The following is a 12809-nucleotide window of genomic DNA, read 5'->3' as shown; positions in this document are numbered from 1 at the left end:
CATGGCGACCATTCTTTCTGCGTCGAAGTCGGCGCCTGCGACAGGCCATGGACGGCTGATCCTGATCGCCATCGTGTCTTGCGTCGTGCTCTCGCTGGCCGGCCTGTGGATGCCGCGCTGGCTCAGCTTCCTGTTGATCATGGCTGCGGCCAACGGGCTGGTCTCCCTGGGCATCGTCGGCCTGATGCGCGGTGGGGTTGTTCCGTTTGGCCAGGGCATGATGCTGGCCGGCGGCGGGTACGCCGCAGCGCTGGTCTACAACCACCTGGGTTTCACCGATGCACTTGGCATGGCCCTCATCGGAGGCGTGTCTGCCGCGCTGATCGCCACGCCGTTCGCGCCGCTGTTGTCTCGCTACCGCGGCATCTTTTTCGCGATGCTGACGCTGGCCTTGTCGATGGTGACCTATGGCCTGCTGATGAAGCTCAACATGCTTGGCGGCTCTGACGGTTTCAACGTCGGGCGGCCAACCTTGTTCGGCCAGGAACTGGCCGACGGGAGCGTCGTCTACACCTTGTATGTGCTGGCGGTGGTTCTGGCCACCACGATGGCACTGCTGGCGCGGATTTACTTCGACAGCACGCGGGGCCTGGTGACACTTGCCGTCAAGGAAAATGAACTGCGGGTCGAGTACCTTGGCGGTTCGGTGCGCCAGGCCATGACGATCAACTTCATCCTGGCCGGATTCTGCGGCGGCGTGGGCGGTGCATTGGCGGTGATGGCGCTTGGGCACATAGAGCCGAACTTCAGCTTCTGGACCACCTCGGGTGAATTTGTCTTCGTCGCCATTCTCGCCGGCTGGCAGAGCGTGGCTGCGGTATTTGTTGCCAGCATCCTGCTGGAAGTGGTGCGCTCATTCTCGAGTGCCTATTTCCCGAATACCTGGCAGCTGGTGCTGGGCATTTTCCTGCTGCTGGTGATCCGCTTTCTGCCGGGCGGCATCGGCTCTTTGTGGATGGGGAAAAAACGCAAATGAGCACAATTCTCGAGGCCCAGGGTCTCAACAAAAGATTCGGTGCGGTGGTTGCGGCCGAAGACATCAATATCCGCATCGCCAGCGGTGAACGGGTCAGCCTGATCGGCAGCAACGGCGCCGGAAAGACGACCTTCGTCAACATGATCACCGGCTACCTGAAGCCGGACACCGGGCGCATCATGCTGGCGGGTGACGACATCACGCCGCTGGCGCCCCGTCTCATCACGCGCCTGGGCGTGGCGCGTTCCTTCCAGATTCCGCAACTCTATGGTGATTTGAGTGTGCTTGACAACATGCTGGTTGCCAACGCTTGTCACGACCACAAGCTCAGCTTCTGGCAACCGGCCAGGCGCCCGGAAGCGATCTCGCGGGCGGAAACACTGCTCGAACGCTTCCGCCTCGACGAACATCGCGACCGCCGCGTCGCCGAGTTGCCCGGTGGCGTGCGCAAGCTGCTCGATATCGCAATGGCGATGACGGGTCGACCCAAGCTGCTGCTGCTCGATGAGCCGACCAGCGGCGTTTCGGCCGACGAAAAATTTCCCATGATGCAAACCATCATGGACGCACTCGGTCACGAGGCAGAGACCACGGTGCTGTTCGTCGAACACGACATGGATATCGTCGAGCGCCACGCCAGCCGCGTGGTGGCCTTTTATGCCGGGCGGATCATTGCCGACGACGTGCCGTCCATCGCACTGAACGCCGATGACGTGCGCCGCTACGTGACAGGCGAACTGCTGCAGGAGTGATGAATTTATGCCTTGCCTCAAAGGATTCTTATGTTGAAAATTGAAGGCCTTCACGTCGCCATTCAGTCGGTCGTGGCATTGCGTGGCCTGACGATGGAAGTGGCCGACGGCACCATGGTGGGCTTGATCGGCCGCAATGGGGCCGGCAAGACGACACTGATGCGCACGGTGATGGGCCAACTCAAGCCGAGCGAGGGCTCGATCAGCTTTAACGGCCAGGACCTCGGCAAGATGCCGCCGCACAGCCGGGCCGGCCTGGGCATCGGCTATATGCCGGAAGACCGTGGGCTGGTGCCCGAGCTGACGGTGGAGGAAAATATCCTGGTCCCGGTCTGGGTCAACAAGACCTTGAACATCGAGGAGCGGCTGGCGTTGGTCTACCGCGTATTGCCCGAGCTCATCGAGATGCGTGAACGCCGCGCCCTGTTGTTGTCCGGCGGACAGCAGAAGCTGGTGGCGCTGGCCCGTGCGATGGCTGTCGGTACACGTTTGCTGTTGCTTGATGAGCCCTTTGAAGGCGTTGCTCCTGCATTGTCAAAGCGCCTGGGTGAAGTTATCGCCAGCATGAAAGGCAGCGAGATCTCGGTACTGATTGCGCAAAGCGACCTCAACCATTCGCGCCGTCTGGTCGATGCCGAATTTGTCATCGAACGCGGCGCCAATGTCGCGCAGGCCAGCGTCTGAAGAAAATGCCATGAGCCACTGGCTGGACTACCCGGTGCCGCCGATGCACCTTGAGGCGCTGTACGGTGACCGACTGGTGCGCTGTTTTGTCGAGCGTCCGATCAGCCTGTTCGCGATGTTCGAGGCTTCGGTTGCACGAGCGCCCGATGCCGAGGCCATCGTGTTCGACGGCCAACGCTGGAGCTACGCACAATGTGAGCGGGCGACCCGGCATCTGGCTGTGCGGCTCGCTGCGCACGGTGTGCAGCGCGGCGACCGTGTCGTGATGCTGATCGACAACCGGCCCGAATTCATCGTCACGCTGCTGGCCTTGCAAAGACTGGGGGCGATTGCCGTACCGGTGGGTGTTCGCGAGCAGCGGCCGGGACTCGAATACATCATTGGCCAATGTGGCGCAACGGGGGTGGTGGTTGATGCCGCCCTGGTGCCGCGTTTGCCCGAGTCGGGCCATGGTGCGCTGCACACGAGCGCAGCTGCGCTGTCCACCACGATGGCGCGTCTGGTGATTGGCGACGGTGCCGACGAAGTCTCGATGGCGAACCTGCTCGGTGCAAAGGATGCCGGGGACGCCTGTTCCGCAGCCGAAGCCGCCGGGACCGATACGGCGGTGATTCTCTACACCTCAGGCACGACGGGCAATCCGAAAGGCGCGATGCTGACCCAGCTCAACATCGTGCACTCCTGTGTGCACTACGAGGCCTGCATGCGGTTGCAGGCAAGCGACCGATCGGCGCTCGCCGTGCCGGCCAGCCACGTCACCGGCTTGCTCGCTTCCATCGCCTCCATGTTGAAGGTCGGCGGTGCGATCATCATCACACCGCCATTCAAGGCCGAATCCTTCATCGCCACGCTGGCCGCCGAACGTGTAACCCATACGTTGATGGTTCCAGCCATTTACAACCTGTGCCTGCTGCACCCGAGTTTCGCCGTTGCCGATCTCAGCGCCTGGCGAATCGGAGGTTACGGCGGCGCGCCGATGCCGGTGGCAACCATCGATGCGCTGAGCGAGCGTCTGCCCCGGCTTTTGCTGCTCAATGCCTATGGCGCCACCGAGGCCACTTCACCGGCGACAATGATGCCGGCTGGCCAGACCTGCGATCATGCCGACAGTGTGGGTGTGGTCCTGCCGGCTGCCGACATCCGGGTGATGGACGAAGCCGGCCGTGAGCTGCCGGCCGGAGAAACCGGCGAGTTGTGGATCGCAGGGCCGATGATCGTTCCTGGCTACTGGAACAACCCCGAGGCCACTGCGGCTTCGTTTACCGCCGGCTACTGGCATTCGGGCGACCTGGGCTCCATTGATGACGCGGGCTATGTGCGGGTCTTCGACCGCAAGAAAGACATGCTCAATCGCGGCGGTTTCAAGATCTATTCGGTTGAGGTCGAAAATGTGCTGATGGCCTGGCCCGGCATGTCCGAAGCGGCGATCGTGGGGCGCTCCTGCCCGGTGCTTGGCGAGCGCGTGCATGCCTTTGTTCATGGACCGGGTGCGCTCAAGGACGACGCAGCTTTGCGAGCCTTTTGCGCCGCCCGTCTGGCCGACTACAAGGTGCCTGAGACCGTCACCTGGTGCGACGCGCCGCTGCCACGCAATGCCAATGGCAAACTGATGAAACGGTTGTTGCGCGAGCAATTGGCGACGATGATTTGAAACGGTGTCCTGGCTGGCTGGGCGAATGTCCGCCTCGGGTCGAGAGCACCAGGCTATCCCTGACGTGAGCAGCGGTCCCTGCGACCTGGTCTGGCCGGACCTCGATCGAGTGACTGGCCTTGGGGGCTGAGCGGTCGCTTGATATCCACCTCTGCGTATGGCCGGTTGCAGTTTTCCCGAACGCCCAGGCGTCAAGGCCGGGCCAGAAACATCCGGCGACCTTCCATTCATTCATCTGTTCGCTGAAGTCAGCACGCTTTCAATGGCGCTGCCGATGGCCAGCAAATCGCGATCGGCTCCGCGCCGACCGACCAGCATCAAACCCACTGGCAGGCCCGTGCCTGTGGGCGCGGGAAGTGACAGGGCTGGCAAGTCGAAAAAATTGAAGACCGATGGGTTGCGCAACAGCAGCCCATTGGTGCGCAGGAATGCACGTTCTTCCGACAGCGCATCGATGCGGGGCGCGAGCAGCGGCACCGTTGGCAAGACCAGCGCATCAAAACCGGCCAACCGCGCATCGATGTGGCGCAGCAGTTGTGTTCTGGCCTGCACCATGGTGATGTATCTGGCCGCGCCAATTGTTTCGCCGTGCCGAATGCGTCCCAGCACGATGGGGTCGTAGGCTTCTGGGTGTTCCTTGAGCAGGTGCTGGTGAATGGACGCGGCTTCTGCGGCGGCCAATGTGCCTTGCTCCTGGAGACGGAAGGGTTCGCCCAGCAGATCGTCCATGGCTTCGTCGCTCAGCCGGGCGCCTGCGCCACCCAGCAATGCCATTGCGCGATCGAATGCTTCCAGCACTTCCGTTTGTGCCTCGGTGAACATCAGGCCGCGTGGGATTCCCAGCCTCAATCCCGGAACCGACCGGGTCGCGCCAGGCTCCAGGTCAACGCCTGAGAGCATGGCATCTGCCGCCAGCGCGTCTGCCACGTTGTGGCACAAGGGGCCGATGGTGTCGAGCGAGTACGACAGAGGGAACGCGCCTTCGCGTGGCACGCGGGCCTGGGTGGGTTTGAAACCCACGATCCCGTTCAGCGCGGCAGGAATGCGGACCGAGCCTCCGGTGTCGGAGCCGATGGCGATCTCCACGAAGTTCCGCGCCACCGAAACGCCTGCGCCGGACGATGAGCCGCCGGGAATGCGTGCGGCGTCACGGCTGTTGCCGGGTGTGCCGTAGTGAGGATTGATACCAACGCCGGAGAAGGCGAATTCCGTCATGTTGGTCTTGCCCACGATGACCGCACCGGCGGCGCGCAAGCGGCGCACCACGGTCGCATCCCGGGTGGCTGGCGCGGCATCTTGCAAGATGACAGAACCGGCCGTGGTGGGTTCGCCGGCCACGTCGAAAAGATCCTTGATGGACACCAGGCGGCCATCCATGGGCCCAAAGCACCGCCCAGCGCGCGAGCGCGCATCGGCCGCGGCGGCGGCTGCGCGCGCATCCGATGTGTACAGACGGGTGAACGTGCGGCGCCCTTCGTCGCCGGCCTGATCAATGGCGGCAAGCGCTTGTTCCAGGCGCTGTGTGGAAGAGGGTTTGGCTTGGGCAGACATGCGGATCCTTGCTTGAGATTGAAACGAATGGGGGGCGGCGACCCCGGGGAAACACCTCGACGACCAGCGGTGAATCCGGGTGATCGGCGCGCACAAGGTGGGCGATGACCCTTCTTGTTGCCGCGCCCGCTTTGCATTTTCTTCGATGCAGGCGCGTATCCTGAATTCGCTTCAGTGATCTGAGACATCGGCCAGGCACCTGGCCCACCGGCGACTGGTGCGGCTCCTCACGGGCTCGTTGACGCTGGCCGCGCTCGGTATCGCGCCAAAGTGATCGTGGCTTCGGACTGGAAAGACTTCGGTGAAGAGTCCAACACGCTGCGCGCACTTGTGCACCGTATTGCCGAGGGCGACCTGGTCGCGGTCGACAGGGTGCCTGGCGACTCAGTGCGCGCGGCCCCAGGCGGCATGTGCGAAGGGCTGCACGGAACCATTGCCGGCATCCTGCACGGTGCCGATGCCATCTCCACGGCCTCCAGCGAAATCGCTGCGGGACACCGGGACCTGAGCACGCGAGCCGAGCGCACGTTTCCCAGCCTTCAGCAAACCGCCTCGGCGATGGAGGAGTTTGTCTGCTACCTGAAGCGCGTGGTGGATGTGTGTTCGGTGAGCATGTCGCGCATCTGAGCGCCGTGTGGGGTTGCGCCAGTTCTCGGTATGCACCACCTGGTGACCGGCGCTGGCCCACGCCAGCCCTCTGCCTGGGTGCGCTGATTGGCTGGCGCACTCCATCAACGCCAGCCCTCCGAGGCCGCGGCGATCAGGGTTTTGACAACTGCGATTTCAGATAGTCCAGAAACGCTTGCGCTGAGCGCGACATGGACCTTCCCAGCAAGGTTTGTACTTCGATGTTGCGAAGGTCGAGGCCCCGGTCGCGAAGCCGGACCGACACCAGTTCCCCGCGTTCGACCTGGTAGCGCGTCGTGATTTCACCGGAGATGGTGACCCCTTCGGGCGAGTGCCGCAAGAAACCGATCAGGCCGCTGATGTGGCTGCAAGTCAAAACCGGCTCCAGGCGCAGCCGCCGCCAATGGCAAGCAATGTCAAACAGTTGTCGAACGGTGGTGTCGGCCTCGGGCAGGGCGAGGGGGTAGGGTTGCAACTGGGTGAGGCTGATCTGCTTGGCTCTGGCCAGCGGATGCTGGGGGACCATCACCGCCATCACGGGGGAGGGCTGTATGTGTTCAATCTGGATGTCTTTGTCGACGCCCCGGCTCATGACCACGCCGATATCCACATCGCCATTCAATACGCGCTTCGTGCTTTCACTGGGCGGGTGCACACCCAGATGAAACTGGATTCCAGGGTGCCGCCGGGTGAAATCGCTGATGAGCCGCGGCAGAAATTCCATCGAGAAGCCCTCTGTGGCTGCGATGCGCACGCGCCCCTGTTCCATGCCCTGCATGGCGCGCACGTCGTGCACCAATCGCTCCGCATCGTGCGCGGATTTGATGGCGTGCACGGCCAATCGTTCACCAGCGGCGTTCGGCACCATGCCTCTGGCGTGCCGGTCGAACAGGCTGGTGCCCAGCAATTCCTCCAGGTGAGCAATGTGCCGGCTGATGGCGGAGCCGGCAACGCTGAGCCGGTTGGATGCCTCGCTGATGGACCCGCAGCGCACCACTTCCAGAAAGTAGCGAAGCGCTGTGTCTTGCAACTGACGCGAGATCAATTGTGAATTGGACATGGAAGACCCTGATTGCGTGCTTTTCAACTAGGTGCTAGGGATTCAAATCGAAAAATGTGCGTTGCCTTTTTGGCAATGCATATGTCGAAAATCTGCACTGGTGGAAACGCTATTTTGCCCTCATCCTTCGTTTCGCCGGTCAATTCTCGGTTTTTTGACTGACCATTTTTTTCACTTTCTCAAGGAGTCTTGTAATGGCACATCAATTCAATACCTGGATGCGGCGTGGCCTTGTACCGCTGGTGATGGCAGCGGGTTCTGCCGGCGTTCAGGCCGGCAAAGCCAATGACACGCTGATTTACGCGTCAGACAGTGAGGTCGAGAACGTCAGCCCGTACCACAACAACATGCGAGAAGGCGTGATCCTGGCGTCGATGGCCTGGGACACCCTGATCTACCGCGACACCAAAACGGGTGATCTCAAGCCGCAACTGGCCACCGCCTGGAAATGGGAAACCCCGACGGCATTGAATGTGACTTTGCGCCAAGGGGTTCAATTTCACAACGGTGACAAGTTCACCGCCGACGACGTGCTCTACACCTTCAATGAAGTCGCTGGTCCCGGCGCCAAAATCGCGACACTGCAGAACACCGACTGGATCAAGAACGTCGAGAAACTTGGCGAATACCAGGTTCGCATCAACCTGAACGCCGCCTTCCCCGCCGCGCTCCAGTACCTCGCAGGACCCACGCCGATCTATCCTGCTGCGTACTACAAGAAGGTCGGCCTGGAGGGCTTCAGCAAAGCGCCCATCGGTACCGGCCCTTACAAGATCACCGCCGTCACCCCCGGCCAGGGTGTGACCATGGCACGCAACGCCAACTATTTCAAAGCCAGCCCGGTGCCTCAGCCGAAAATCGGCACGATCAAATTTGTGGTGATCCGCGATCCGGAGGCCCGTCTGGCTCAATTGATGACGGGCGAGGTCGACTGGATCTGGCGCGTGCCAGCCGATCAGGCTGAGCAGCTCAAGGCCATGCCCAATCTCACCGTGCTCAGTGGCGAGACCATGCGGGTGGGGTACCTGACGATCAACAACAACGGCACCGAGCCGGAGTCCACTCCGCTGAAAGATCTGCGTGTGCGTCAGGCCATCAATCACGCCATCAACCGCAAGGGCATTGCCGACAACCTGATCCGAGGTGGCAGCCAGCCAGTGTTCGCCGCCTGCTTCCGCACCCAGGCCGCCTGTGAAACCGGCAAAGTGGTGAAGTACGACTACAACCCGGCCAAGGCCAAGGCCTTGCTGGCCGCAGCGGGTTTTACCAACGGCTTCGAAACCGACCTCTGGGCCTACCGCGACCGTGAGTACGCGGAAGCCATTCTGGGCGACCTGAGCAAGGTGGGCATTCGCGCGCGTCTGCATTTTGTCAAATACCCGGCAATGCGCAACGAGACCCGCTCGGGCCGGGCCCCGCTGACCTTTGGCGCATGGGGTTCTTTCTCGATCAACGATGCATCGGCCTTCACCGGCAACTTCTTCAAGGGCGGCCCGGACGACACGGCCAAAGATCCGCAGACCATTGGCCTGCTGCAAACGGCCGATGCCACCGTCGACGCTGCCGAGCGCAAGGCCAAATACGCCAAAGCCCTGCAGCGGATCTCGGAGCAGGCTTTCTGGGCGCCGATGTTCTCGTACTCCACCAATTACGCCTTTGTGTCCGATCTGAAGTTCGAAGCAGAACCAGACGAACTGCCGCGCTTCTTCACGGCCAGCTGGAAGTAGATCGCCTTCAACGCCATAGAGGAAAACGCCCATGTTGACCTACATATTTCGCCGACTGCTCGTGGCGCTGAGCGTGATGATGACCGTGGCGGTCATCAGCTTCATGCTGCTGCACCTGTCGGGCGATCTGGCCTCGGCCATCGCCGGGCCAGAGGCCAGCGCGGCGGCGGTGGAGCAGATTCGGGTGCAGTATGGGCTGGACCGGCCCATCACTTCACAGTTCTTCGATTGGCTGGGCTCGGCCGTGCGGTTCGATTTTGGACGCTCTTTCTACTTCGAAAGCACCGTGATCGAGCTCATCGGCGAGCGCTTGCCGATCACGCTCAAGCTTGGCGGCATCGCCTTGCTGCTGGCGGTGGTGGTGGCGATTCCCTTGGGTGTTCTTGCAGCCATCTACCGCGACACCTGGATCGACCGCGTGGCCCTGGCGATTGCGGTGGTGGGCCAGGCCATGCCTTCGTTCTGGTTTGCGCTGACGCTGATCTTGCTGTTCTCGGTGGGCCTCAAGTGGCTGCCTGTGGCCGGCAATGCGACATGGCAGCATTTCGTGTTGCCCGCGGTCGCGCTCGGTTATTACGCCATGCCCGCCATGATGCGACTCACCCGTGCGGGCATGCTGGATGTTCTGGGCTCCGACTACATCCGAACCGCCCGCGCCAAGGGGTTGAGTCCGTCCCGCGTGGTGTTCAAACACGCATTGCGCAACGCCATCATTCCGGTGGTGGCCCTGGCGGCCGTTGAGCTGGGTTTCATGCTGGGTGGCTCGGTGGTGATCGAGTCGGTGTACTCGATGCAGGGTCTTGGCCAACTGGCCTGGGATTCCATTTCGCGCAACGATTACCCCGTGGTGCAGGCGGTGGTGCTGATCATCGCGATCTTCTACATCGGTTTGACTTTTCTGGCCGACGTGCTCAACGCCGCGCTCGACCCGCGCATGCGCACCCGTTGAACGGGCCCACAGGAGACGCATATGAATACCCCGATTCTTTCCGGAACCGCAGTGGCTTCCGACACACCTTTGACGGCCCTGCTGCCCGTACCGTCATGGCGCCGCTGGATGCGGCGTGTGCTCGGTCAGCGCGGTCTCATGATCGGCGCTGTGCTGCTGGCCATCACCTTGCTGGCGGCACTGCTGGCTCCGTGGCTGGCCCCGCACGACCCATTCAACCAGGACGTGACGCAGCGCCTGATCCCACCGTTCTGGCACGACAAAGGCTCCTGGGACCACATCCTGGGCACCGACAAACTCGGTCGCGATTACCTGAGTCGCATGCTGTACGGCGCGCAGATTTCGCTCATCATCGGTTTGACCGCCGCCCTCATATCCGGTCTCATCGGCACCACGCTGGGCTTGCTGGCCGGCTACTACGGCGGCCGTGTTGATGCGGTGATCAGCTACATCATCACCACGCGTCTGGCCATGCCCGTGGTTCTGGTTGCCTTGGCCATGGCTTCCCTGGTGGGCGGCTCGCTGCCGGTGGTGATCGCCCTGCTGGGGCTTTTGTTGTGGGACCGTTTCGCCATCGTCACGAGATCGGCCACACAGCAGTTGCGCGACGCCGAGTTCATCGCCGCGTCCAAGGCGCTGGGTGCGTCCACGCCCTACATCCTGCTGCGTGAGCTGCTGCCCAATCTCATGGGGCCGCTCACCGTGGTGGCCACGCTGGAAATGGCCCATGCCATCTTGCTCGAATCCACGTTGTCCTTTCTGGGGCTGGGCGTGCAGCCGCCCACCCCGTCATGGGGGTTGATGGTGGCCGAGGGCAAGGCCTACATGTTTTTCCAGCCGTGGGTGATCATGATCCCGGGTATCGCTTTGGCGGTGCTGGTGCTGGCGATCAATCTGGTGGGCGATGGCATTCGGGACGTGACCGCGCCCGATGGCCGCAATTGAACGAGGCCGCTATGTCACCCTTGCTCGAAGTCAAGAACCTCCGCGTCGACCTGCCCACCGAGCGCGGTCTGCTGCATGCCGTGCGCGGCATCGACTTTCATGTCAACAAAGGCGAAATGCTCTGTCTGGTCGGTGAGTCCGGCTGCGGCAAGTCCATGACCTCGCTGGCGTTGATGGGCTTGCTGCCCGCCAAGGCGCAACGCACTGCCGATCACATCCGCTTTGATGGCACCGATCTTCAAACGCTCTCGAATCGGGAAATGACGGCTTTGCGCGGCGCGCGCATATCCATGATTTTTCAGGAGCCGATGACCTCGCTCAACCCGTCCTACACCTTGGGCGATCAGCTGTGCGAAGCCCTGCGTGCGCACAGCAAGGTGAGCGCAGCCAAGGCGCGAGAACGAGCGGTCTATTTGCTGGAGCGCGCCGGTGTGCCACAGGCCCCCGAGCGGCTGCGCCAGTATCCGCACCAGTTATCTGGCGGTCTGCGCCAGCGGGTCATGATCGCCATGGCACTGATGTGCGGCCCTGATCTGATCATTGCCGACGAACCCACGACCGCGCTCGATGTGACCATCCAGGCCCAGATCCTGCGCCTGATCCGCGAGCTGCAAAAGGAATTCGGCACGGCCGTAGTGTTCATCACCCACGATCTCGGTGTGGTGGCCCGCATCGCGGATCGCGTGGCCGTGATGTACGCCGGCGAAGTGATTGAGACCGCACCGGTGGGCGAGTTGTTTGCCCGCCCCAGTCATCCCTATACACGGGGTCTGCTCGACAGCATTCCGGTGCGCGGCAAAACGCTACCCGGCAGCCATCTGAAGTCGATTCGTGGCGTGGTGCCCAGTCTGATTGGCAATGTCCAGGGCTGTGCCTTTGCCAACCGCTGCGACCATGCGCTGCCGGCCTGCGCCTCTATGCCGCCTTACGTCAACCTCATCAATGGGCATGCTGTGCGCTGCGTGATGGCTGAAGCGCTGGCAAAGGAGGCCGCATGAAGAGCACAGTGACCCCGATCAACGCGGCACCTGACGGTGGTGATGCTGCGGTAGCGCTCGAACTCCGCTCTTTGCACCGGACCTACAAGCTCAAGCGCGGCCTGTTCCGCGCAGCCGGCGAGATCAAGGCGGTGAACAACGTGTCGCTCAGCATCCGCAAGGGTGAAACCATGGGTCTGGTGGGTGAGTCGGGCTGCGGCAAGAGCACACTGGCCAAGATGCTGCTCGGTCTGCTGGAACCCAGCTCGGGCCAGGTGCTGATCAACGGGAAGGCGATTGATCCCGGTCAGCGCAAGGTCCATGCGCGGTCGATCCAGCCGATTTTTCAGGACCCGTATTCGTCGCTCAATCCGCGCCGCTGCGTGGCCGACATCGTGGGCGTTCCGTTGCAGTTGCACAAGGTGGGAACCGCCACCGAGCAGCGGCAACGGGTGAAGGCAATGCTCGATCTGGTAGGCATGCCCGAGCGCACCCACCAGCAATACCCCAACCAGCTTTCCGGCGGTCAGCGCCAACGCGTGGCCATTGCGCGGGCCCTGGTGTTGCGACCCGAGATCCTGATTTGCGACGAACCGACCTCGGCGCTGGATGTCTCGGTGCAGGCCCAGATCCTGAACCTGTTGCTCGACCTGAAAGCCGAGTTTGGTCTGACCTATTTGTTCATCAGCCACGACCTCGGCGTGGTGGAACACCTGGTCGACCGCGTGGCCGTGATGAACCACGGCCAGATCGTCGAGCTGGGCACCCGCGAGCAAATCTTCAACCAGCCCCAGCACGCCTACACCCGCATGTTGCTGGCGTCCGCGCTCACCCCTGAGCCCGGTCTGGGCATTCCCGACATCACCGCCGAAGCGGAGCAGGTTGCAACCTGATTTGCATCTGCCTCCCA

General features: G+C 62.4%; 12 protein-coding genes. 10 read left to right on the top strand and 2 right to left on the bottom strand.

The window, feature by feature from the left end; translation table 11 throughout:
• The first annotated feature begins 1 nt into the window (after position 1).
• The 4 genes from LPB072_RS19635 to LPB072_RS19620 are packed head-to-tail and all read left to right on the top strand — an operon-like array spanning position 2 to position 4063.
• Positions 2 to 976 (top strand): branched-chain amino acid ABC transporter permease, encoded by a 975-nt coding sequence (locus LPB072_RS19635; RefSeq protein ID WP_066086656.1) that lies wholly within the window; start codon positions 2 to 4, stop codon positions 974 to 976.
• The gene (locus LPB072_RS19630) at positions 973 to 1728 is read left to right on the top strand and encodes an ABC transporter ATP-binding protein (protein WP_066086658.1); all 756 of its coding nucleotides are present in this window, start codon (positions 973 to 975) and stop codon (positions 1726 to 1728) included. The genes LPB072_RS19635 and LPB072_RS19630 overlap by 4 nt, the downstream gene beginning before the upstream one ends.
• Before the next feature lie 30 nt (positions 1729 to 1758).
• A complete protein-coding gene (locus tag LPB072_RS19625) occupies positions 1759 to 2412 on the top strand; it encodes an ABC transporter ATP-binding protein (protein ID WP_066086661.1) in 654 nt (217 codons plus the stop codon).
• Positions 2413 to 2422: 10 nt separating this feature from the next.
• Positions 2423 to 4063 carry a class I adenylate-forming enzyme family protein gene (locus tag LPB072_RS19620; RefSeq protein WP_066087171.1) on the top strand — a complete coding sequence of 547 codons (1641 nt, stop codon included), beginning with the start codon at positions 2423 to 2425 and terminating at the stop codon, positions 4061 to 4063.
• 231 nt (positions 4064 to 4294) lie between these two features.
• Here LPB072_RS19620 and LPB072_RS19615 read toward each other — a convergent pair whose 3' ends face one another.
• Positions 4295 to 5614, bottom strand: coding sequence for an amidase (locus LPB072_RS19615; RefSeq protein ID WP_066086664.1), 1320 nt, complete (start codon positions 5612 to 5614; stop codon positions 4295 to 4297).
• 276 nt (positions 5615 to 5890) lie between these two features.
• Here LPB072_RS19615 and LPB072_RS19610 point away from each other — a divergent pair, with 276 nt between their 5' ends.
• Positions 5891 to 6241, top strand: coding sequence for a hypothetical protein (locus LPB072_RS19610; RefSeq protein ID WP_157559370.1), 351 nt, complete (start codon positions 5891 to 5893; stop codon positions 6239 to 6241).
• 133 nt (positions 6242 to 6374) lie between these two features.
• Here LPB072_RS19610 and LPB072_RS19605 read toward each other — a convergent pair whose 3' ends face one another.
• Positions 6375 to 7301, bottom strand: a complete 927-nt coding sequence (locus tag LPB072_RS19605; protein ID WP_331000265.1) for a LysR family transcriptional regulator — start codon at positions 7299 to 7301, stop codon at positions 6375 to 6377.
• A gap of 218 nt (positions 7302 to 7519) precedes the next feature.
• On the opposite strand from LPB072_RS19605, the gene LPB072_RS19600 reads away from it, so the two are divergent.
• The 5 genes from LPB072_RS19600 to LPB072_RS19580 are packed head-to-tail and all read left to right on the top strand — an operon-like array spanning position 7520 to position 12792.
• A complete protein-coding gene (locus LPB072_RS19600; RefSeq protein WP_066087177.1) occupies positions 7520 to 9028 on the top strand; it encodes an ABC transporter substrate-binding protein in 1509 nt (502 codons plus the stop codon).
• 31 nt (positions 9029 to 9059) lie between these two features.
• A complete protein-coding gene (locus tag LPB072_RS19595) occupies positions 9060 to 9977 on the top strand; it encodes an ABC transporter permease (protein ID WP_066086670.1) in 918 nt (305 codons plus the stop codon).
• Between the two features lie 21 nt (positions 9978 to 9998).
• Complete coding sequence (locus LPB072_RS19590) at positions 9999 to 10922, top strand: ABC transporter permease (protein WP_066086672.1); 924 nt, start codon at positions 9999 to 10001, stop codon at positions 10920 to 10922.
• A gap of 11 nt (positions 10923 to 10933) precedes the next feature.
• On the top strand, positions 10934 to 11920 hold the full coding sequence (locus LPB072_RS19585; protein WP_066086675.1) for an ABC transporter ATP-binding protein: 987 nt from the start codon (positions 10934 to 10936) through the stop codon (positions 11918 to 11920).
• The gene (locus LPB072_RS19580; RefSeq protein ID WP_066086678.1) at positions 11917 to 12792 is read left to right on the top strand and encodes an ATP-binding cassette domain-containing protein; all 876 of its coding nucleotides are present in this window, start codon (positions 11917 to 11919) and stop codon (positions 12790 to 12792) included. Before LPB072_RS19585 ends, LPB072_RS19580 begins: the two co-directional genes overlap by 4 nt.
• Positions 12793 to 12809 lie beyond the last annotated feature (17 nt).

Origin of the sequence: Hydrogenophaga crassostreae (genome assembly GCF_001761385.1) — a bacterium.
GTDB lineage: Bacteria > Pseudomonadota > Gammaproteobacteria > Burkholderiales > Burkholderiaceae_C > Hydrogenophaga > Hydrogenophaga crassostreae.
The sequence above is the reverse complement of the archived record's forward strand: the minus strand, read 5'-3'. Positions and strand labels throughout refer to the sequence as shown.

Bases quoted from the DNA above. Each gene is read 5' to 3' on its own strand.
- LPB072_RS19635 (WP_066086656.1), top strand. From the start codon at position 2: ATGGCGACCATTCTTTCTGCGTCGAAGTCGGCGCCTGCGACAGGCCAT.
- LPB072_RS19630 (WP_066086658.1), top strand. From the start codon at position 973: ATGAGCACAATTCTCGAGGCCCAGGGTCTCAACAAAAGATTCGGTGCG.
- LPB072_RS19625 (WP_066086661.1), top strand. From the start codon at position 1,759: ATGTTGAAAATTGAAGGCCTTCACGTCGCCATTCAGTCGGTCGTGGCA.
- LPB072_RS19620 (WP_066087171.1), top strand. From the start codon at position 2,423: ATGAGCCACTGGCTGGACTACCCGGTGCCGCCGATGCACCTTGAGGCG.
- LPB072_RS19615 (WP_066086664.1), bottom strand. From the start codon at position 5,614: ATGTCTGCCCAAGCCAAACCCTCTTCCACACAGCGCCTGGAACAAGCG.
- LPB072_RS19605 (WP_331000265.1), bottom strand. From the start codon at position 7,301: ATGTCCAATTCACAATTGATCTCGCGTCAGTTGCAAGACACAGCGCTT.
- LPB072_RS19600 (WP_066087177.1), top strand. From the start codon at position 7,520: ATGCGGCGTGGCCTTGTACCGCTGGTGATGGCAGCGGGTTCTGCCGGC.
- LPB072_RS19595 (WP_066086670.1), top strand. From the start codon at position 9,060: ATGTTGACCTACATATTTCGCCGACTGCTCGTGGCGCTGAGCGTGATG.
- LPB072_RS19590 (WP_066086672.1), top strand. From the start codon at position 9,999: ATGAATACCCCGATTCTTTCCGGAACCGCAGTGGCTTCCGACACACCT.
- LPB072_RS19585 (WP_066086675.1), top strand. From the start codon at position 10,934: ATGTCACCCTTGCTCGAAGTCAAGAACCTCCGCGTCGACCTGCCCACC.
- LPB072_RS19580 (WP_066086678.1), top strand. From the start codon at position 11,917: ATGAAGAGCACAGTGACCCCGATCAACGCGGCACCTGACGGTGGTGAT.